Source organism: Burkholderia sp. lig30 (assembly GCF_000687455.2).
Lineage (GTDB): Bacteria > Pseudomonadota > Gammaproteobacteria > Burkholderiales > Burkholderiaceae > Burkholderia.
In genome coordinates this window covers 20,508-41,040 of record NZ_JGVW01000069.1, presented here as the reverse complement: position 1 = coordinate 41,040, position 20,533 = coordinate 20,508, and the positions used below count along the sequence as shown (strand labels likewise).

The window sequence follows — 20,533 nt, the reverse complement described above, 5'->3', positions numbered from 1 at the left end:
CACCATGATACCAACCGGCAGCGAACGGATGCTTCAATGGAAATTGCGGCTGCTGTAGCGCAGGCCGTTCAGCAGCGGCGTCAGGTCGACGAGCTGGTGCGCGATCAGGTGCCGCACCTCGCCCTCGCACTGCCAGACCCCGTAGACGGCCAGCAACGACGCATGCAGCGCCTCGCGGCGTTGCGCCTCGAGCACCTTGGGCCAGACGATCACGTTGACGCAGCCGGTCTCGTCCTCCAGCGTGACGAACAGCACGCCCTTGGCCGTGCCGGGCCGCTGGCGCGCGGTGACGAGGCCGCAGCCGCGCGCGAGCTGCCCGTTGCGGCAGCGGCCGAGTGCCTGCGCGGTGCGCAGCCGGCGCGCGTCGAGCGCGGGCCGCAGCAGCGCGAGCGGATGGCGGTTCAGCGTCAGGCCGGTGGCCCGGTAATCGTCGACGATGTCGTCGGCCTCGGTGGGCACGCCCAGCTCCGGCCGCACCGCGTCCTCGATCGGTGCGTCGGCGAGCAGCCCGCGCCCGGGCGCCGCGACGACGGCCTGCCACAGCGCGTCGCGGCGGTTGCCGGCGAGCGGCGCGAGCGCGTTGGCGGCGGCGAGCGCCTCGAGATCGCGGCGTTCGAGCTGCGCGCGGCGCGCGAGATCGTCGACGCTCGCGAACGGCCGCCGCGCCCGCGCGGCCTCGATGCGCCGCGCGGCGGCCTCGCCCGTCCCGCTCACGAGCGACAGGCCGAGCCGCACGGCCGGCTGGCCGGACGCCTGCCCGGGCTGCGCCTGCAGCGACGCGTCCCAGCCGCTCGCCGTCACGTCGACCGGCAGCACGGTCACGCCATGCCGCCGCGCGTCCTGCACGAGTTGCGCCGGCGGATAGAAGCCCATCGGCTGGCTGTTGAGCAGCGCGGCGACGAACATCGCCGGGTAGTGGCACTTGAGCCAGCTGCTCGCATAGACGAGGTGCGCGAAGCTCGCCGCATGGCTCTCGGGAAAGCCGTATTCGCCGAAGCCCTTGATCTGCTCGAAGATCTGCTCGGCAAATTCGGCCGGATACTGGCGCTCGCGCATCCCCTCGACGATCCGGGCGCGATACTGGCCGAGATCGCCCTTGCGCTTCCATGCCGCCATCGCGCGCCGCAACTGGTCGGCCTCGCCGGCGCTGAAGCCGGCGGCGATCATCGCGATCTGCATCACCTGCTCCTGGAAGATCGGCACGCCCTCGGTGCGCTCGAGCGCAGCCCTCAGCTCGTCCTTCGGATAACTGACGGGTTCGAGCTTCTGCCGCCGCCGCAGGTACGGATGCACCGCGCCGCCCTGGATCGGGCCGGGCCGCACGATCGCCACCTGGATCACGAGGTCGTAGTAATTACGCGGCCGAAGCCTCGGCAGCATCGACATCTGCGCGCGCGATTCGATCTGGAACACGCCGACCGTGTCCGCGCGCGAGATCATCTCGTAGGTCGCCTTGTCGCCTTGCGGGATGTCCGTCATGCCGAACGGCTCGCCGCGATGCGCGGCGACGAAATCGAACGCGCGATGCAGCGCCGACAGCATCCCGAGCGCGAGCACGTCGACCTTCATCATGCCGAGCGCCTCGAGATCGTCCTTGTCCCACTGGATCACGCGCCGCCCCGCCATCGCCGCGTTCTCGACCGGCACGAGCCGGGTCAGCTTGCCGCGGCTGATCACGAAGCCGCCCGAATGCTGCGACAGATGGCGCGGGAAATTCAGGAGTTTGGTCGCGAGCGACGCCCACGCGCGGATCAGCGGCGCGCCGGGATCGAGGCCGGTGGCGGCAAAGCGGGCCAGCAGGTCGCCGCGGCCGTCGAACCACTGATGCTCCTTCGCGACCCGCTCGATGATCATCGGATCGACGCCGAGCGCCTTGCCGGTCTCGCGCAGCGCGCCGCGCGGACGATAGGTCGACACGGCCGCGGCCAGCGCCGCGCGGTCGTGCCCGTATTTCTCATAGAGATACTGGATCACCTCCTCGCGCCGCTGATGCTCGAAATCGACGTCGATGTCGGGCGGCTCGCCGCGCTCCCTGCTGATGAAGCGCTCGAACAGCAGCGTGCTCTGCTCCGGGTTCACCTCGGTGACGCCGAGGCAGTAGCAGACCGCCGAATTCGCCGCGGAGCCGCGCCCCTGGCACAGGATGTTGCGGCTGCGCGCGAAGCGCACGATGTCGTAGACGGTCAGGAAGTACGGCTCGTAATTCAGCTCGGCGATCAGCGCGAGCTCGTGGTCGATCTGCTTGCGCACGCTGTCCGGCACGCCGTGCGGATAGCGTCGCTGCGCGCCCGCCCGGGTTTCCTGCTTCAGATAGCTGGCGGCCGTATGGCCGGCCGGCACGATCTCATCGGGATAGTGGTAGCGGTATTCGAGCGAAGCGAGCGAGAACGTGCATTGCGCGAGGATCCGGCACGTTTCGGCGAGCGCGTCGTGCGGGTACAGGTTCGACAGCCGCACGCGCGAGCGCAGGTGCTGCTCCGCGTTCGGCGCGAGCGCATAGCCGCACTCGGCAAGCGGCGTGCCGGTCCGTATCGCTGTCATCGTGTCCTGCAGCGGCTTGCGCGAGCGCACGTGCATCGTCACGTCGCCCAGCGCGACGACGGGCACCGCGTAATGCAGCGCCGCCGCCTCGACGTCGATGCGGTGCGCCTCGTCCAGCGAGCGCCGATGCAGCACGAGCCCGATGCGGGCGCGCTCGCCGAACGTCGCGCGCATCCACGCGAGCTGCACGTCGAGCGTCGCGGCCTGCGCCGGATAGGCCGGCACCAGGATCGCGAAGCAGCCGGGCATGCCGCGCAGATGCGCATACGGCTCGCCGGGCTCGGCCAGCTCCGCCGGCGCGAGCCGGTAGGTCCCCTTCGGCGCGCGCATGCGCAGCCACGAGATCAGTTCGGACAGGTTGCCGTAGCCGTCGTCGTTGCACGCGAGCAGGACGAGCCCGAACGGCGGCGCGCCGTCGTCGGGCGTGACCTGGAACGAGGCGCCGATCACGAGCGGCAGCCCGGCCGCCGTCGCGGCGACGTGCATGCGCACCGCGCCGGCAAGCGAGCATTCGTCGGTGATCGCGATGCCGCTGTAGCCGAGCGCCGACGCGCGCGCGACCAGCTCGTCGGCCGACGACGCGCCGTGCAGGAACGAGAAACTGGACCGGCAGAACAGCTCGGCATACGCCGGCAGCGGCCTGGCACCGGGCTTCATCGCGTTTCGCTCATCCGAACAGGCCATGCAGGAACCAGCGCGGCGCGGCCCCGGCGTCGCCCTCGCCGACGAGCCGCTCCCGGTAGATCCAGTAGCAGGCGCCCGCGTCGTCCAGCGCGACGAAGTAGTCGCGGGCGGCGAGCCGGCCGTCGAACCAGCCCGACTCGATCCGCTCGCCGAGCGACTCGATGCGCAGCGGCGAACGGTAGACCGGCCGGTTGCCGCGCACCACGAGCGGCAGCGGCATCTCGAGCAGCCAGGCCGGACGCGGCGCCGCCGCAGGCAGCGCAGGTGCGCGGCCGGGCCGCTCGGCGAGCGGCAGCCAGCGGTTCGCGATCTCGGGGCGATGGTCGGCGACCGGCGCCGGGCGCCGCACGTTGTCCGCGCCGAGCCGCGCGCTCAGCAGCTCGATGAGCCGCGCGCGGTCCTGCGGCGTGCCGCCCGGCTCGGGAAACAGGTCGTCCGGCGGCGGCTCGGCCTCGGCCACCCGCGTCACGGTCAGGCGCACCGCGATCACCGCAGCCGGCAGGCTCACGCGGGCGAGCCGCTCGCCCAGCACGCGGACGAAATGCGCGTCGTCGCGCACCGGCTCGGCGAACGCGAGCTCCAGCACCGTCGGCGCGACCGCCTGGCGCCCGCGCTCGTGCTCGAGCTGGAACAGCATCGCCGCCAGCATCAGGTGCCGCGCCGCCAGCCAGCCGCCCAGCTGCGCGATCAGGCGGCGCGCGGCGAACAGCACCGCCTCCGCATGCTCGACCCGCTCGGGCAGCTCGAGCCGGGCATCGAACACCGGTGGCACCGGCAGCCACGCGTACAGCTCGGCCTGCTGGCCGTACGCAGTGTCGAGCGCCGCGACGAGCGCCGGCCCGCAGCGGCGCTGCAGTTCGGCGCGCGGCAGGCGACGCAGGTCCGCGAGCGTCGTGCAGCCGAGGCCGTCGAGCCAGCCGGCAAACGGCCGCGCCGCCGGCAGCAGCGCGCACGGCAACGCGGCCAGCACGCGCGTGAGCGACGCGAGCCGCACCACCCGCCTGCCGCGCAAGCGCGCGCCCGCACGCGCCAGCAGCCAGGCGCCGCCGCCCGTCGGCGCGACGCCCACGCGCACCGCATAGCCGAGCGGCACCAGCGCCGCGCGCACCCGGCGGCACAGCGCCGGCACGCCGCCGAACAGCCGCAGGCTCGCGCCGACCTCGACCAGCAGGGTCGCCTCGCCGCCGTCGGCCACGCATGGCGAGAAACGCAGCAGCGCCATCGCGACCTCGCGCGCCGCGTCCGCCTCGCGCGCCGGATCGCGCTCGAGCAAGCGGGCGCCGGGCGCGAGCGTCAGCACGCCGGCGCGCTTCATGCCCGCGCACACGCCGGCCGCCCGCGCGGCGGCATCGGCCTGCAGCACGATGCCCTGCTCGAGCACCACGCACCCCGGCGCGCCGTCAGGCTGCGCGGGCAGCGGCCGGAACACGTCGAGCGGCAGGCTCGGCAGATGCACGCCGAGAAAGACGCGCATGGCGGCTCTCCAGAATCGGGGAAGGGGGCAGCACCAGCGACAGCGCATCGCGCCGCACCGGCCCGCGACGCTTGACGATCTCGACCGCGACGCCGGCCGGCTCGGGAAAGAGCGCGAGCCGCAGCAGCGCCGGCGACGGCTGCTGCGCGGCGGCGAGCGGCCGCAGCATGACGAACAGCGTGCCGGCCGAGCGCGCGGCCGCGAGATGCAGCCGCCGCAGCGCCTCGTGGCGCACCGTCTCCTGCCAGAGCAGCAGCGCGCCGCAGCAGCCGGCCCTCAGCGCCTGTTCGGCGGCCCAGAGCGCATCCGTGCCGCGCCCGGCACGCAGCCACAGCAGCGCGTCGCCCGGCACGCCCAGCCCCGCGAGCGCCGCCGCGTGCGGCGCATGCGGCGGCGCGACGAGTGCGAGCGGCCGCGCGCCGCTCACGGTGCGCGCCAGCGCCGGCGCGAGCAGCCGCATCTCGCCACAGCCGGCCTGCGGCACCAGCAATTCGACGAGACCGCCGACCGGCCAGCCGCCGCCCGGCAACTCGGCCGACAGCGCCGCGAAGCCTGTGTCGATCGTGCGCAAGCCGCCCTGCGCGAGCTGGGAGCCGCGCCACAAGGACGGATGCAGCGTTTCGGGAGAAATGGAGGATGCGAGCATGACGCCACCCATATACTGTATGGATATACAGTATATGGCAAGACGCCGCCGCGGGACAGCCCCGGGCGCATGGACCGGGGCGCCGTCGAGAAGAGGACAACGCGGCACCTGGCGCGCCGCGTTTCGTGCTGGATCGGTCGGGCCGCGTCAGGTCGCCCCGCGTCAGGCCGCGCCACGTCAGGCCGCGCCCATCTCAGGCCATGCGCGGCACGTCGACCCGCCGAAAGCCCGCCTTTGAAAGAGGCCGGGCCGCAATCGCCCGGCCGCATCGGCCTGCCCGAACCGTCCGGCTCCGGCAGGCCATCCAGCCTGCCGCGTCAGCCGAGCAGCAGCGCGTCGTCGTCGAGCTGTTCGTGGCGCATCTTCTCGAACATTCGCAGCAGATCCGGCACGTCGAGTCCGCGGCGCTCGTCGCCCGACACGTCGAGCACCACCTGCCCCTGATGCAGCATCACGGTGCGATCGCCGTAATCGAGCGCCTGACGCATGCTGTGCGTGACCATCATCGTCGTCAGCTTGTTCTCCGACACGATGCGCGCGGTCAGCTCCAGCACGAACGCCGCCGTCTTCGGGTCGAGCGCCGCCGTGTGCTCGTCGAGCAGCAGGATCCGCGACGGCTGCAGCGACGCCATCAGCAGGCTCACTGCCTGCCGCTGGCCGCCGGACAGCAGGCCGATCCGGTCGGACAGGCGGTTCTCGAGGCCAAGATTGAGCAGCCGCAGCTTGTCGCGGAAACGCTCGCGCGCGTCACGGTCGAGCGCCGGCCGGAAGCCGCGCCGCACGCCGCGCGCGAGCGCGAGCGCCATGTTCTCCTCGATCGTCAGCGCCTCGCAGGTGCCCGCCATCGGGTCCTGGAACACGCGCGCGACGAGGTGCGCGCGATCCCACGCCGGCTGGCGCGTGACGTCGATGCCGTCGATCGCGATCCGGCCGGTGTCGACCCGCTGGTCGCCGCTGATCGCGTTCAGGAAGGTGGACTTGCCGGCGCCGTTCGAGCCGATCACCGCAACGAACTGGCCGTCGGGAATCTCGAGCGTGAGGCCGCGCAGCGCGCGCGTCTCGATCGGCGTGCCCGGGTTGAAGGTGAGCTTCAGGTCTTGTGCGGACAACATGGTCATGCCCCTCCGTTCTTGCGCGCGAACAGCTTCTTGCGCGTCGCGGGCAGCACCAGCGCGACCGTCACCAGCGCGGCGGTCACGAGATTCAGGTCCTGCGCCTTCAGGCCGATGAATTCGCTGTTCAGCGCGAGCGCGATGAAGAAGCGGTAGACGATCGCCCCGAGCACGACGGCGAGCGTCGTCAGCACCAGACGGCGCGCGGGCAGCAGCGTTTCGCCGATGATCACCGCGGCCAGCCCGATCACGATCGTGCCGATGCCCATCGAGATGTCCGCGCCGCCCTGGGTCTGCGCAAACAGCGCGCCGGCGAGCGCGACGAGCGCGTTCGACAGCGCCATCCCGGCGAGCGTCGCGCGGCCCGTCGCGATGCCCTGCGCGCGCGCCATGCGGGGATTCGCGCCGGTCGCGCGCATCGCGAGGCCGAGCTGCGACGAGAAGAACCAGTCGAGGCCGAGCTTCGCGACCACGACGACGACGCACAACAGCGCCGGACGCAGCACGTAATCGGGCATCCAGTCGGGCTGCAGCACGGTGAAAATCGTCGGTTCGGTGATGAGCGGCACGTTCGGCCGGCCCATGATCCGCAGGTTCACCGAGTAGAGCGCGATCATCATCAGGATGCTGGCGAGCAGATCCATGATCTTCAGGCGCACGTTCAGCCAGCCGGTGATGAAGCCGGCGAGCGCGCCCGCGGCGATCGCGATCGCGGTCGCGGCGAACGGGTCGTAGCCTGCCGAAATCAGCGTCGCGGCGACCGCGCCGCCAAGCGGGAAGCTGCCGTCGACGGTCAGGTCGGGAAAATTGAGGATGCGAAACGAGATCAGCACCCCGAGCGCGACGAGACTGAAGATCAGCCCGATCTCCAGCGCGCCCAGAAACGAGAAGAGAGACATGATGGGGAAATCCTGTTGCGTTCCGGCCGGCGATGCCCGGCCGAAGCGAAACGGACGCGCGGCCCCGGCAAGGGCCGCCGTCCACGTGGTCGGTCGTTCGTTCAGCTCAGGCCACGCGCCGGCCATGCGGCGCGTGGCCTGTCATGGCTCAACGGATGACCGTCTTCGCTTCCTTGACGAGATCCGGCGACAGCGTCGCGCCCTGCTTCGCGGCGGCCGACGTGTTCACGAACAGCTCGAGGTTGCTGCTCGTCTCCGACGCGATCGCGCCCGGCTTCTCGCCCTTCAGGATCCGCGCGACCACCTTGCCGGTCTGGCGCCCGAGATCGCCGTAGTTGATGCCGAGCGCCGCGATGCCGCCGCGCTTCACGCTGTCGGTGTCGCCCGCGATGAGCGGGATCTTCGCCTCGTTCGCGACCTTCACGAGCGCCTCGTACGCGGACACGACGTTGTTGTCGGTGTTCGTGTAGATCACGTCGACCTTGCCGATCAGGCTCTTCGCGGCCGGGCCGATGTCGACCGTGCGCGGCGCCGCCGCTTCCTTGAGGCTCATGCCCTGCTTCGCGAGCAGCGCCTTCAGCTCGTTGACGACGACGACCGAATTCGCCTCGCCCGGGTTGTAGACCATGCCGACCGTCTTCGCCGACGGCACCACGCGCTTGATCAGCGCGACCTGCCGGTCGAGCGGCAGCTTGTCGGACACGCCCGTCACGTTGGTGCCCGACGGCCCCCAGCCCTTCACGAGCTGTGCGGCGACCGGATCGGTCACGCCCGCATAGACGACCGGCACGCTCTTCGTCGACGCGACAACCGCCTGCGCGGCCGGCGTCGCGATCGCGACGATCACGTCCGGACGGTCGCCGATGAACTTGCGGGCGATCTGCGCGGCGGTGCCGGTATTGCCCTGCGCGCTCTGGTATTCCCACTTGAGCTTGTCGTCGCCGTAGCCCTCGGCCTTCAGCTCGGCACGCACGCCGTCGCGGATCGCGTCGAGCGCCGGGTGATCGACGATCGACAGCACCTTGACGGTCTGCGCGTGCGCGGCGCCGCACACCATCGCCAGCGATGCGACGCCGGCCACGATCGAACGAATTGCAAATGCGTTGAAACGCTTCATGGGTCAGTCCCCCCCGATTATCGGTTTTAATTGCTGGAATCCCGCGGCGGCCGTTGCATGGCGCGGCGGCGAGCGCACGAGGATACCACTTTGGGCAGGCCGCCTCCTTGCCGCCGGCCCGTCCCGGCGTCGCACACAAAAAAGGCCTGCGCCGCGCGCAGGCCTTTCGTGCCCACCGGTGGATTCGGCTCGCTCAGAACGACGCGACCATCGAACCCTTGAACTGCTTCTTGATGAATTCCTTCACCTCCGGCGACTGGTACGCCTTGACCAGCTTCTTCACCCACTGCTGATCCTTGTCCTTTGCGCGCACCGCGATCAGGTTCGCGTACGGGCTCGTCAGCGACTCGAGCGCGATCGCGTCCTTGGTCGGCTGCAGGTTCGCGGCGAGCGCATAGTTGGTGTTGACCACGGCAGCGTCGACGTCCGACAGCACGCGCGGCAGCTGCGCCGCATCCAGCTCGGAGATCTTCAGCTTCTTCGGGTTGTCGGCGATGTCGAGCACCGTCGCATTGTTGCCGCCCGTGCCGGCGCCCGCCTTCAGCTTGACGACGCCTTGCGCCTGCAGCAGCAGCAGCGCGCGGTTCTCGTTCGACGGATCGTTCGGCACCGCGAGCTTCGCGCCTTGCGGCAGGTCCTTCAGCGCCTTGAACTTCTTCGAATAGACGCCCATCGGCGAAATGTAGGTCAGGCCCGCGCTGACGATCTTGTAGCCGCGCTGCTTCACCTGGCTGTCGAGGTACGGCTGGTGCTGAAAGCTGTTCGCGTCGAGATCGCCCGCGTCGAGCGCCGCGTTCGGCTGCACGTAGTCGTTGAACTCGATGACCTTGACGGTCAGGCCTTCCTTCTCCTTCGCGACCTTCTGCACGAGTTGCCACACTTCCGCGTCCGGGCCGGCCACCGTGCCGACCTTGATCACCTTGTCCTGCGCCTGTGCGCCGGCGGACAACGTCAGCGCGGCACCAGCGGCCAGCACGGAAAACACCTTCAGGAGACTGCGACGCTTCATCTGATTCTCGCTTTCTTGCAAACTGAAAAGGACGCGATGCCGGTCACGCACCGGCTCGCTGGAAAGGGGCAAATGGTGTCACAGGATCGCGGGGATGTGAAATACATCCCGCTTATATAGGTATGCGCCATCCCGGTGCAGGCCGGGCGCCGGGCGAACCAGCGGGAGCATGCAGGCGCCGAACGCGACGCACTTCGCCGCGCACGGGACACATGGGGTCGGACTGTGCTACAAAAACGCCTGGCCGGGGCGAACCGCCCCGCGGACACTCCGAGGCAAGTCATGTACGTCATCGACATTCACTACACCGCATCGCTCGATTGCATCGACGACGCGCTCGAGCGGCACCGCGCGTACCTGCAGCCGCTTCTCGACAAGGGGATCTTCATTGCGGCGGGCCCGAAGGTGCCGCGCGACGGCGGCGTGATTCTCGCGGCCCGCATCGACCGCGACGAACTCGAAGCGATCCTGAAAACGGACCCGTTCGTCACCGATGGCCTCGCGACCTACCGCGTCACCGAATTCCGGATGACGCGCGCGGCGCCGGGCTTCAACCTGCCCGCGCTGCCGTAACGCACGCCGCCGCGTTCAGTCCAGCAACAGCTTCAGGTCGTGCACCCACGACCCCGGGCCCTGCCCGTCGCGCACGAACAGGCGCAGCTTGCCGTTGGTGTCGAACACGTAGCTCGCGGCCGTGTGATCCATCGTGTAGCTGCCGGGCGTCTTGCCCGGCACCTTCGCGTAATAGACGCGGAAATCCTTCGTCACCTTCTTCAACTGCGCTTCGTCGGCCGGACGCAGGCCGATGAAGGCCGGATTGAACGCCGGCACGTACTGGCCGAGCAACTGGGCCGTGTCGCGCTCCGGATCGACCGTGACGAACAGCACCTGCACGCGCTTCGCGGCATCCGGCCCGAGCTCCTTCAGCGCCTCGGACAGCTCGGCCATGGTGGTCGGGCACACGTCCGGGCAATGGGTATAGCCGAAGAACAGCACGACCGCGCGGCCCTTGAAGTCGCCGAGCGTGCGCACCTTGCCGGTCGTGTCGGGCAGCGCGAAATCGCTGCCGAACTGCGTGTTGCCGGTGATGTCGAGGTTCTGGAACTTCGGCGCGCTGTTGTCGCACGCCGCGAGCAGCAATGCGCCCGCGAACGCGCAGGCAAGCAGCCAGCCCCGGCGCGCACCGCGCCCCAACCATGAATTGAGCATCGCGTTCAAACCGTTGAGTTACGCGCCGAGCAGCGGGCGCGCGTAGTGGTCGACGAGCAGCGCCGCGAACAGCAGCGACAGGTAGACGATCGAATAGCGGAATGCCTTGCGGGCCAGCGCGTCGGAGTAGTCGCGGTAGATCTTCCACGCATACGCGAGGAACACCGCGCCGAGCAGCACCGCGCTCGCCAGGTAGACGACCCCGCTCATGCCCGAGATGAACGGCATCAGCGTGACCGCAAACAGGACCACCGTATAGAGCAGGATATGCAGCCGCGTGTACTGCTCGCCGTGCGTGACCGGCAGCATCGGCAGGCCGGCGTTCTCGTAGTCCTTGCGGCGGTACAGCGCGAGCACCCAGAAGTGCGGCGGCGTCCAGACGAAAATGATCAGCACGAGAATCCACGCGTCGCCGGGCACCGCGCCCGTCACCGCGGCCCAGCCGAGCGCCGGCGGCATCGCGCCGGACGCGCCGCCGATCACGATGTTCTGCGGCGTCGCGGGCTTCAGCAGCAGCGTGTAGATCACCGCGTAGCCGACGAACGTCGCGATCGTCAGCCACATCGTCAGCGGATTCGTGAACGTGTAGAGCGTCCACGCGCCGATGCTGCCGAGCACGGCCGAAAACACCAGGATCTGCGCGGTCGTGATCTCGCCGCGCGCCGACGGGCGCCACGCGGTGCGGCGCATCAGCGCGTCGATCTTCTGCTCGACGAGACAGTTGATCGCGAACGCCGCGCCCGCCAGCATCCAGATCCCGACCGTGCCGCCGACCAGCACCTTCCACGGCACCATGCCCGGCGTCGCGAGGAACATGCCGATCACGGCGCAGAACACCGCGAGCTGCGTGACGCGCGGCTTCGTCAACGCCATGTACTGGGAGATTCGGCTACCGGGCGATTGGGACAAGGTGCTTTGCATGGGCGCTGGTGTCACGCGTGCGCGGCGTCGCGCGCGGACAGCGCAACGCGGCCGGGACGGTTTGAAAGGATGCGAAAGTTTAACATGACGACGAGCAGCAGCAGGATCGCGGCCCCGCCGTTATGGGCGACCGCGACCGGCAGCGGCCACTGCAGCACGATGTTGGTCAGGCCGGTGACGAACTGCAGCACGACCACCGCGAGCACGCCGGTCGCCGGCCGCCGCAACGACGCGAAGCGGCGCATCTTCCACGCGAACGCGGCCAGGTACGCGACGACGACGAACGCGAACGTCCGGTGCGTCCAGTGGATCGCGACGAGCGCGTCCTGGGTGATCGCGTCGCCGTCGCCCGTCATGCCGAGCGCGCGCCACAGGTGGAAGCCCTGCCGGAAATCCATCGGCGGAATCCACTGGCCGTTGCAGGTCGGGAAATCGGTGCAGGCGAGCACCGCGTAGTTCGTGCTGACCCATCCGCCGAGCGCGATCTGCGCGACGAGCAGCACGAGCGCCGCGAGCGCGGCCGCGCGATACCGGCCCACCTCCGGCTCGAGGGCGGGCAGCGGCGTCTGCCGCGCGGCGAGCCAGCCGAGCGTGCCGAGCAGCATCAGGCCGAGCAGCAGGTGGGTCGTGACGATCACCGGCTGCAGCTTCATCGTGACCGTCCACGCACCGAACGCGCCCTGCACGAGGATCAGCGCGAGCAGGCCGGTCGGCCACCACGGCGACACGTGGAGCGACCGGCGGCGCAGGCGCGCGGCCCATGCGATCACCGTCTGCGCGATGATCAGCACGCCGATCGCCATCGCGAAATAGCGGTGAATCATCTCGATCCACGCCTTCATCATGCTGACAGGGCCGGTCGGCATCGCCTGGTGCGCGGCGGTGATCGCCGCGTGCGCGATGAACGGCGACGACGTGCCGTAGCAGCCCGGCCAGTCCGGGCAGCCGAGCCCGGAGTCGGTCAGGCGCGTGAAGCCGCCGAACATCACGAGATCGAGCGTGAGGAACGTGGTGATCCAGACCAACTTGCGGAACTTGTTGTCGTCCGCCTTCACCCACACGTACGACAGCGGCAGCAGCGCGATACAGAAGCCGATCAGGCCAAGTTGCATTAAATACGACATCGGATTCCCTCGTTACCGGCGCGTCAGCCGATGCTCGACCACTTCAGCAGCTTCGTCACGTCGCCCTTGATCTTGCTCGGGTTCGGATTCTTCGGGAAGCGCATCATCAGGTTGCCGTTCGGATCGACCATGTAGATGTGGTCGGAGACCTGCGTGCCGGCGTCCGCCGGCAGCCACGCGGCGACCGCCGCCGGATCGGCGACGAGCTTGCGGGTGTCCGGATACGCGTCGCTCACGTTCTGCGGAATCGGGCCGGTATCGCTGCGCAGCCACACCGTCGTGATCCGCTGCCGCTCGCCGGCCTGCGTCGCGCGCACCTGGCGCATGAAGTAGAGCTTGGTCGCGCAGGCTTCGTCGCACGCGCTGCGGTCGGCCATCACGAGCAGCCACACGCCGCGCAGCGACGCGAGCGGGATCGTCTTGCCGGTTTCGTCGGTGACCGTCAGCGCCGGCGGAATCGGGCGCTGCGGGTCGATCAGCGTGCCGTAGTTCGTCGAGCCGCCGTGCGGCTTGATCACGTAATAGGTGAAATACGACGCGATCACCGGCGCCGCGCACACGAATGCGATCAGCAGCAGCATCCAGCGGCCGCGCCGCGAGCCTTGCGAAGCGGGGGTGCCGCCGGGGCCGGCGGCCTGTCCGCGCGGGTTCTGGCGGGAAGATTGCATAGACAAATCAGACCTCTCCAAACAAGTCGCGGCACCGCTGCCGCGCACGGGCATCGCGCCGCTTACGCGCCGGACGGCTTCTTCGCCGCGCGCCGCGCCGCATACAAGCCGAAGCCGAGCGCGGCCGCCGCCATGCCCCACCACTGAAACATGTAACCGTAGTTACGCTCGACGTCCAGCGTCGGTGCCGGCCAGTCGCGCACCAGCTTGTCGCCGTCGTCGCTCGTCTGCTGGATCACGAACGGCTGCAGCGGCAGCCCGGTTTCGTGCGCATACGCGGCGACGTCCAGATTCTGGCGAATCTTCTGGTGCGGCGCCGAGCCGCCCGAGCCCAGCTCGTACGCACGCGACGCGTCCGCGCGCGCGATGCCTTCGATCGCGATGTCGCCCGCCGGCGTGGCGAACGGCTCGATCGCGGCGCGGTCGGCGATGTTGCGCGGCAGCCAGCCGCGATTGACCAGCACGTAGCCGCCGCCCGCCAGTTTAAACGGCATCACGACGTAAAACCCCGGCTGGTCGTTGTACGGCCGGTTGTCGAGCAGGACGGCCTGCTCCGGCATGAAGCGGCCCGTCGCGCGCACCCGGTGAAACTCGATCGACTCGAGCGGAACCGGCTGCGCGCCCACCTGCACGGGCGCCGCATGCGCGTAGCGCTCGATGCGCGCCTCGAGCGCTTCCTTCTGGCGCGCGCGGTCGAGCTGCCAGAAACCGAGCCGCACCGTCAGCGCGACCACCGCAAGAATCAGCAACGCGGGAAGCAAGCGGATCTTCATCGCGCCACCCCGCGGGAGGAGCGTGCGCGGGAGCGAAGTGCGATAATGACCGCTTCTCTCCCGAATTGCCGTCTTCCGGTTAGCTTCATGCACATTTTCGTTGCCATCGCCTTCATATTCATCGTTGCCAGCATGGGCTCGGCGCTCTATTTCATGATGAACGACCGGGGCCATACGAAACGCATGGTCTGGTCGCTCGCCGCCCGCGTCGGGCTGTCGATCTCGCTTTTCCTGTTCATCCTGTTCGCGAACTGGATGGGCTGGATCCATTCGACCGGCATTCCTGCCGGTCGCTGATGCGGCATATCGCCGCACCGGTCACCCTGACAAGCAAAAACGCCGCCTGACTGAGTCGCGGCGGCGTCCGGGTGCTGCTTTCTTCGCCGGGCGGCACGCTTGAGCGCGCCGCCCGGCCAACATGCAAACGGCCCGCGCATCGCTGCGCGGGCCGCTTTTCATTACAGCCAGTAGACGACGACGTACAGGCCGAGCCAGACGACGTCGACGAAGTGCCAGTACCACGCGGCGCCTTCGAACGCGAAGTGCTGCTCCGCCGTGAAGTGGCCGCGGATCATCCGCACCAGCACGACCGCGAGCATCGTGCCGCCGAGGAACACGTGGAAGCCGTGGAAGCCCGTCAGCAGGAAGAACGTCGAGCCGTACACGCCCGAGCCGAGCGTCAGGTTCAGTTCGTTGTACGCGTGGAAGTACTCGAAGCCCTGCAGGAACAGGAAGCAGACGCCGAGCATGAGCGTCGCGGCCAGCCAGGCGATCGCCTTGTTGCGGTGATTGTCGCGCAGCGCGTGGTGCGACACCGTCAGCGTCGCGCCCGACGACAGCAGCAGCGTGGTGTTCAGCGTCGGGATCGGCCACGGGCCCATCGTCTTGAAGTGGCCGGCGAGCGCTGCCGGGCCTTCGTTCGGCCACACGGCGGAGAAGTCCGGCCAGATCAGCTTGTAGTCGAGGCTGCCGAGCTGGTTCAGCGCGATTTCACGCGCATAGAACAGCGCGCCGAAGAACGCGGCGAAGAACATCACTTCGGAGAAGATGAACCAGCTCATGCTCCAGCGGTACGAGCGGTCGACCCGCTTGCCGTACATCCCGCCTTCCGACTCGCCGATCGCGTCGCCGAACCAGTGATACAGCGTGAAGAGGAACCACAGCAGGCCGGCCAGCGCCGTATAGGGCGCCCAGGCTTCACCGTTGATCCAGAGTGCGAACGATCCGAGCATGACCAGCAGGCCGCAGGCCGCGCTGATCGGGTGCTGCGACGGATGCGGCACGAAATAGTACGGGCTCTCGTTTTGACCGCTCATGCTTGATTCTCCACTTCAGTCCAATTTGTACCGGAACCGCTCCGGCTTTATTTCTCGCGCGGCGCGACGGCCGCCGCTCTTTCCTTCACGAGCGCCTGCGCGCCCGCCATCATTTCTTCGACCCGCGCGGGGCTAGCCCACCACGGCGCGCACGACCAGGATCAGCACGCCGATGAACATGGCCGCCGCGAGCAACGCGACGATCAGCACGTGCAGCGGGTTCAGCCGCGTCGCGTCCGCTTCCAGGTCGCGCCGCTTGCGCACGCCGAGAAACGACCACAGCACCGCCTTCAGCGCCTGGGCAAACGTCCCGCCCTTGTTGCCTTCCGTCACTTCACCGCCCTCCGTCGTCAAGCGTCCGGCTTGGGCGACCCAGTGCGCCCCGCCGTGCCGCGCGTCGCCGGCGCGGGTGTATTCAGTTCGAAGAACGTGTACGACAGCGTGATCGTCTTCACGTCCTTCGGCAGCTTCGGATCGATCACGAACACCACCGGCATCTTGCGCGACTCGTGCGCGGCCAGCGTCTGTTGCGTGAAGCAGAAGCACTCGATCTTCTTGAAAAACTCGGTCGCCTGCTTCGGCGCGTAGCTCGGGATCGCCTGTGCGACGACCGGACGGCCCTGGCCGTTCGTGACGTCGTACACGATCGTCGTCAGCTCGCCCGGATGCACGTCGAGACTGTTGTGCTCCGGCTTGAAACCCAGCGGCCCGCGCGCGTTCGCATCGAACTCGACCGACACGGTACGGCTGTAGTCGACCTGCGTGTTCTTCGCCTCGCGCTCGCTGACGTCGCGCTGCACGAGGTTGTTGATACCGGTGATCTGGCAGATCGCCCGATACATCGGCACCAGCGCGAAACCGAAGCCGAACATCAGTCCGGCCACGACGACGAGCTTCACCAGCATCGAACGGTTGAAAGCGCGATCCGGCTCGACTTCCGGCTTCGACATACGACGACTTCCTCGCTACTGCATCAGTGAGTGGACAGCCACCACTGCTTGATCACGACACCCACAAAAAAAACGGCGGCGATAGCGAGCATGATCAGGCCAAGCCGCTTGTTGCCCGCACGGATCTCGTCGGGCGTTCGTCTTTGTTGTGGATTCCGGGTCATCTGGTACTGGGGGGTTGGCTGCTCCGCCGTCGCCCGCCTGCTGCGGCAGGCGAAGGCGGAGCCGTTCATCTGGAACTTACTCGACGGTCGGCGGATGCTCGAACGTGTGGAACGGAGCCGGGCTCGGCACCGTCCACTCGAGGCCCACCGCGCCATCCCACGGCTTGTCGGATGCCTTCTCCAGTTCGCCGCCGCCACGGTACGCCGGCAGCACGACCGCGAACAGGAAGTACACCTGCGCGAGACCGAAACCGAACGCGCCGATCGTCGCGAGCTGGTTGAAGTCGGTGAATTGCGCCGGGTAGTCCGCATAGCGACGCGGCATGCCGGCCAGACCGACGAAGTGCATCGGGAAGAACGTGATGTTGAAGAAGATCATCGACGACCAGAAGTGGATCTGGCCGCGCGTCTCGTTGTACATCCAGCCCGTCCACTTCGGCGACCAGTAGTACCAGCCGGCGAACAGCGCGAACAGCGAACCCGCCACCAGCACGTAGTGGAAGTGCGCGACCACGAAGTACGTGCCGTGATACTGGATGTCGAGCGGCGCCATTGCCAGCATCAGGCCCGACAGACCGCCGAACGTGAACACGAACAGGAAGCCGAGCGCGAACATCATCGGGGTTTCGAAGGTCATCGAGCCGCGCCACATCGTCGCGAGCCAGTTGAACACCTTCACGCCGGTCGGCACCGCGATCAGCATCGTCGCGTACATGAAGAACAGCTGGCCCGTCACCGGCATGCCGGTCGCGAACATGTGGTGCGCCCACACCATCATCGACAGGATCGCGATCGATGCCGTCGCGTACACCATCGAGCTATAGCCGAACAGCTGCTTGCGCGCGAACGCCGGGATCACCTGCGAGATGATGCCGAACGCCGGCAGAATCATGATGTACACCTCGGGGTGGCCGAAGAACCAGAAGATGTGCTGGTACATCACCGGATCGCCGCCGCCTGCCGCGTTGAAGAACGACGTGCCGAAGTGGCGGTCGAACAGCACCATCGTGATCGCGCCCGCGAGCACCGGCATCACCGCGATCAGCAGGTACGCCGTGATCAGCCACGTCCACGCGAACATCGGCATCTTCATCAGCGTCATGCCCGGTGCGCGCATGTTCAGGATCGTCACGATGATGTTGATCGCGCCCATGATCGACGATGCGCCCATCAGGTGAACCGCGAAGATCGCGAAGTCCATGCCCGGGCCCATCTGCGTCGACAGCGGCGCGTACAGCGTCCAGCCGGCGGCCGTCGCGCCGCCCGGCGCGAAGAACGAGCCGACCAGCAGCGTTGCCGCGACCGGCAGCAGCCAGAAGCTGAAGTTGTTCATCCGCGCGAACGCCATGTCCGACGCGCCGATCTGCAGCGGAACCATCCAGTTCGCGAAACCGACGAACGCCGGCATGATCGCGCCGAACACCATGATGAGACCGTGCATCGTCGTGAGTTCGTTGAAGAACTCCGGACGCATGATCTGCAGGCCCGGCGAGAACAGCTCGACACGGATGGCGAGTGCCATCACGCCGCCCGACAGCAGCATGATGAACGAGAACAGCAGGTACAGCGTACCGATGTCCTTATGGTTGGTGGCGTACAGCCAGCGCCGCCAGCCATGCGGTGTTTCGTGCGCGTGGTCGTCGTGCGCGTGGCCCGCGGCTACGTCGTGCCCGATGCTAGACATGAGAATCTCCTAATGCGAATACGTCGACAAACACAGCGACACGTCAAGCCGCCAGCCCGATCTGGACCCGCCGGGCTTCCTTCGCGTCAGCCGCGCCCGTGATCGTTTCCGGCTTTTTCAGAATGATGCGGTCTTCCGCCACGCCCGCCGTCTTCAGCGCGTCGCGCACGGCTTGCGCGCGGTGCTTGGCCAGCTCGGCGTTCGCGTCGGCCGCGCCCGACTTGTCGGTGTAGCCCGACAGCGCGAGCTTCGCGTCCGGATGGGCCTTCGCGAAATCGGCTGCCGCCGCGACCGCCGCCTGCGCGTCGGCCGGCAGCGCGCTCTTGCCGGTTTCGAAGTAGATCGTCGACAGCGCGGCCTGGGGCTGTGCCGCGCCCGATGCGGCCTGCGCCGGCTCGGCCGCCGCGGTGTCCGCCGGCAGCTTGCCGTTACGTGCGTCCGCCACCTGCTTCGGCTGCAGCGAATCGCCCGTGTGGTTGCTCCACGAATTGCGCTGGAACGTGATGACCGATGCGATGTCGAGGTCCGACAGCGACGCCCACGACGGCATCGCGTTCTTGCCCTTCAGCACCTGTTCGATGTGGCCGGCAACCGGACCGTTGACGATCTTGCCGCCGTCGATCGCGGGGAATGCGCCGAGGCCCTTGCCGTTCGGCTGGTGGCAGACCGCGCAGTTTGCCTTGTAGACCTGCTCGCCGTGCGCCATCAGCTCGGCCTTCGTGTAGACCTTGTCCGGATCGACCGGCGCGCCGGCCTGCTTCGACTTCTGCGCGCTGACCCACTTCGCGTAGTCTTCATCCGACAGCACTTCGACGACGACCGGCATGTATGCGTGTTCCTTGCCGCACAGCTCGGTACAGAAACCGCGGTAGGTGCCGACCTTCTCGGCCTTGAACCACGTGTCGCGCACGAAGCCCGGGATCGCGTCCTGCTTCACGCCGAACGACGGCACGTACCACGAGTGGACGACGTCGACCGCGGTCGTGATGATGCGGACTTTCTTGTTGACCGGCACGACGAGCGGGTTGTCGACTTCCTGCAGATAGGTGTCGCTGACCGGCTGCGAGCTGTTCGTCTCGGTACGCGGGGTCGACAGCGTCGACAGGAAGCCGATGCCTTCGCCCGGGCCCTTCAGGTAGTCGTAGCCCCACTTCCACTGGTAGCCGGTGACCTTGATCGTGAGATCGGCGTTCGTCGTGTCCTTCATCGCGACGACGGCCTTCGTGGCCGGCAGCGCCATCAGCACGACGATGATGAACGGCACTACCGTCCAGATGATTTCGACGGTCGTGCTTTCATGGAAATTGGCGGCCTTGTGGCCTTTCGACTTGCGATGCGCGAAGACCGAGTAGAACATCACGCCGAACACGCCGATGAAGATCACCGTACAGAGGATCAGCATCATCGTGTGGAGGTCGTAGAGCTCCTCGGCGATCTTCGTGACAGGCGGCTGGAGATTGATCTCGTTGACGCGGGGGCCGCCCGGGCTGTCACCGACCGCCAGAGCGGCACCGGCAAAGAGCAGTCCGCTGCATGCCAGCACGCCCGTGAGGGCTCGCTTGATTGTTTTCATAGCTTCCTTACCCAAAATTTCCATTCAAACCCTCCCCCGTCGCAAGCCGCCTGCGCAGCGCCGGCTGCCAACGCGAGCCACCTCGTTCAGCCGTAGCGCCCAAGCGACGCCCGCAGCTCCCGAGCGAACTGCGGGCGCTTGTACTGCGCGAGATGCCGCCCGATCACAACGGTCTGCCCGCGCGACACCAGCCGAATCGGATCGCGAGGTGTCGCGCCCGGCTCGACCCGCACCCAGCGCGGGTTGAATTCGATCTGCGTGAGCCGCTCCGCACTCATCCGCTCGATCACGAGCCGGTGCGGAAACAACCTGATGCGTTCGTAATCGACTGCGTGGCGCGCATGGATCGCAAATGCGATGCCCACCGCCAGCAACTCGATTCCGGTGAAGGGCATGACGAGCCATGCTCCCCACCACATCAGCAACGCCGCAATCACCAGCGAGAAGCCCGCGAGCGACGCGTAAAACAGCATGAACTGGCGCGGCGACACCGAACAGTTGCGCTTCATGAGCCAGTCCTCGAGGACCGGCTCGGCAACCGCTGCAGCGCCCGTCGCTTCCGTCAAACCCCTCGCTGCTTCCATCGCCGCCTCACGCGAATGGCATGCGATGCATGCCTGCATCGGACTCGCCGCCCCGTATTGCGGGGACCCCGGAGCGACAAGCTGA

The 20,533-nt window shown here is 68.1% G+C and carries 21 protein-coding genes; 2 read left to right on the top strand and 19 right to left on the bottom strand.

Annotated elements, in window-relative coordinates; genetic code table 11:
• Positions 1 to 33 precede the first annotated feature (33 nt).
• The 7 genes from LIG30_RS10165 to LIG30_RS10135 all read right to left on the bottom strand — a co-directional run bounded on the left by LIG30_RS10165 (position 34) and on the right by LIG30_RS10135 (position 9,482).
• Positions 34 to 3,198 (bottom strand): error-prone DNA polymerase, encoded by a 3,165-nt coding sequence (locus LIG30_RS10165; protein ID WP_038711805.1) that lies wholly within the window; start codon positions 3,196 to 3,198, stop codon positions 34 to 36.
• A 10-nt stretch (positions 3,199 to 3,208) separates the two neighbouring features.
• Positions 3,209 to 4,699 (bottom strand): Y-family DNA polymerase, encoded by a 1,491-nt coding sequence (locus LIG30_RS10160; protein ID WP_038711803.1) that lies wholly within the window; start codon positions 4,697 to 4,699, stop codon positions 3,209 to 3,211.
• Positions 4,626 to 5,345 carry a translesion DNA synthesis-associated protein ImuA gene (gene imuA / locus LIG30_RS10155; RefSeq protein WP_038711802.1) on the bottom strand — a complete coding sequence of 240 codons (720 nt, stop codon included), beginning with the start codon at positions 5,343 to 5,345 and terminating at the stop codon, positions 4,626 to 4,628. Before imuA ends, LIG30_RS10160 begins: the two co-directional genes overlap by 74 nt.
• Before the next feature lie 317 nt (positions 5,346 to 5,662).
• Positions 5,663 to 6,457: an ABC transporter ATP-binding protein gene (locus LIG30_RS10150; RefSeq protein ID WP_038711800.1), complete on the bottom strand. Its 795-nt coding sequence runs from the start codon at positions 6,455 to 6,457 to the stop codon at positions 5,663 to 5,665.
• A gap of 2 nt (positions 6,458 to 6,459) precedes the next feature.
• Positions 6,460 to 7,356: an ABC transporter permease gene (locus LIG30_RS10145; protein WP_038711874.1), complete on the bottom strand. Its 897-nt coding sequence runs from the start codon at positions 7,354 to 7,356 to the stop codon at positions 6,460 to 6,462.
• A gap of 148 nt (positions 7,357 to 7,504) precedes the next feature.
• Positions 7,505 to 8,473: an ABC transporter substrate-binding protein gene (locus tag LIG30_RS10140; RefSeq protein WP_038711799.1), complete on the bottom strand. Its 969-nt coding sequence runs from the start codon at positions 8,471 to 8,473 to the stop codon at positions 7,505 to 7,507.
• Positions 8,474 to 8,666: 193 nt separating this feature from the next.
• On the bottom strand, positions 8,667 to 9,482 hold the full coding sequence (locus LIG30_RS10135; RefSeq protein WP_038711796.1) for a MetQ/NlpA family ABC transporter substrate-binding protein: 816 nt from the start codon (positions 9,480 to 9,482) through the stop codon (positions 8,667 to 8,669).
• Positions 9,483 to 9,764: 282 nt separating this feature from the next.
• Here LIG30_RS10135 and LIG30_RS10130 point away from each other — a divergent pair, with 282 nt between their 5' ends.
• Positions 9,765 to 10,055 carry a YciI family protein gene (locus LIG30_RS10130; RefSeq protein ID WP_038711794.1) on the top strand — a complete coding sequence of 97 codons (291 nt, stop codon included), beginning with the start codon at positions 9,765 to 9,767 and terminating at the stop codon, positions 10,053 to 10,055.
• A 15-nt stretch (positions 10,056 to 10,070) separates the two neighbouring features.
• Here LIG30_RS10130 and LIG30_RS10125 read toward each other — a convergent pair whose 3' ends face one another.
• The 5 genes from LIG30_RS10125 to LIG30_RS10105 all read right to left on the bottom strand — a co-directional run bounded on the left by LIG30_RS10125 (position 10,071) and on the right by LIG30_RS10105 (position 14,177).
• Positions 10,071 to 10,691, bottom strand: a complete 621-nt coding sequence (locus LIG30_RS10125) for an SCO family protein (protein WP_038711793.1) — start codon at positions 10,689 to 10,691, stop codon at positions 10,071 to 10,073.
• 18 nt (positions 10,692 to 10,709) lie between these two features.
• Entirely contained in the window at positions 10,710 to 11,612 is a 903-nt protein-coding gene (gene cyoE, locus LIG30_RS10120) for a heme o synthase (RefSeq protein WP_038711791.1), read from the bottom strand.
• Between the two features lie 11 nt (positions 11,613 to 11,623).
• A complete protein-coding gene (locus LIG30_RS10115) occupies positions 11,624 to 12,736 on the bottom strand; it encodes a COX15/CtaA family protein (protein WP_038711789.1) in 1,113 nt (370 codons plus the stop codon).
• Between the two features lie 23 nt (positions 12,737 to 12,759).
• Positions 12,760 to 13,404, bottom strand: a complete 645-nt coding sequence (locus LIG30_RS10110) for an SCO family protein (protein WP_038711788.1) — start codon at positions 13,402 to 13,404, stop codon at positions 12,760 to 12,762.
• A gap of 62 nt (positions 13,405 to 13,466) precedes the next feature.
• Positions 13,467 to 14,177, bottom strand: coding sequence for an SURF1 family protein (locus LIG30_RS10105; RefSeq protein WP_038711787.1), 711 nt, complete (start codon positions 14,175 to 14,177; stop codon positions 13,467 to 13,469).
• A gap of 87 nt (positions 14,178 to 14,264) precedes the next feature.
• Here LIG30_RS10105 and LIG30_RS10100 point away from each other — a divergent pair, with 87 nt between their 5' ends.
• Positions 14,265 to 14,474, top strand: coding sequence for a twin transmembrane helix small protein (locus tag LIG30_RS10100; protein ID WP_038711785.1), 210 nt, complete (start codon positions 14,265 to 14,267; stop codon positions 14,472 to 14,474).
• 161 nt (positions 14,475 to 14,635) lie between these two features.
• Here LIG30_RS10100 and LIG30_RS10095 read toward each other — a convergent pair whose 3' ends face one another.
• The 7 genes from LIG30_RS10095 to LIG30_RS10065 form a co-directional block, all read right to left on the bottom strand.
• Entirely contained in the window at positions 14,636 to 15,493 is an 858-nt protein-coding gene (locus tag LIG30_RS10095) for a cytochrome c oxidase subunit 3 (RefSeq protein WP_038711784.1), read from the bottom strand.
• A gap of 132 nt (positions 15,494 to 15,625) precedes the next feature.
• On the bottom strand, positions 15,626 to 15,826 hold the full coding sequence (locus LIG30_RS10090) for a DUF2970 domain-containing protein (protein ID WP_038711872.1): 201 nt from the start codon (positions 15,824 to 15,826) through the stop codon (positions 15,626 to 15,628).
• Between the two features lie 17 nt (positions 15,827 to 15,843).
• Positions 15,844 to 16,443, bottom strand: coding sequence for a cytochrome c oxidase assembly protein (locus LIG30_RS10085; protein ID WP_038711782.1), 600 nt, complete (start codon positions 16,441 to 16,443; stop codon positions 15,844 to 15,846).
• A 23-nt stretch (positions 16,444 to 16,466) separates the two neighbouring features.
• Positions 16,467 to 16,607 carry a cytochrome oxidase small assembly protein gene (locus LIG30_RS10080; RefSeq protein ID WP_038711871.1) on the bottom strand — a complete coding sequence of 47 codons (141 nt, stop codon included), beginning with the start codon at positions 16,605 to 16,607 and terminating at the stop codon, positions 16,467 to 16,469.
• Between the two features lie 76 nt (positions 16,608 to 16,683).
• Positions 16,684 to 18,291: a cytochrome c oxidase subunit I gene (gene ctaD / locus LIG30_RS10075; RefSeq protein WP_038711781.1), complete on the bottom strand. Its 1,608-nt coding sequence runs from the start codon at positions 18,289 to 18,291 to the stop codon at positions 16,684 to 16,686.
• Positions 18,292 to 18,334: 43 nt separating this feature from the next.
• Complete coding sequence (gene coxB, locus LIG30_RS10070) at positions 18,335 to 19,888, bottom strand: cytochrome c oxidase subunit II (RefSeq protein WP_038711779.1); 1,554 nt, start codon at positions 19,886 to 19,888, stop codon at positions 18,335 to 18,337.
• Between the two features lie 62 nt (positions 19,889 to 19,950).
• Positions 19,951 to 20,448, bottom strand: a complete 498-nt coding sequence (locus LIG30_RS10065) for a DUF2244 domain-containing protein (protein ID WP_038711777.1) — start codon at positions 20,446 to 20,448, stop codon at positions 19,951 to 19,953.
• Positions 20,449 to 20,533 lie beyond the last annotated feature (85 nt).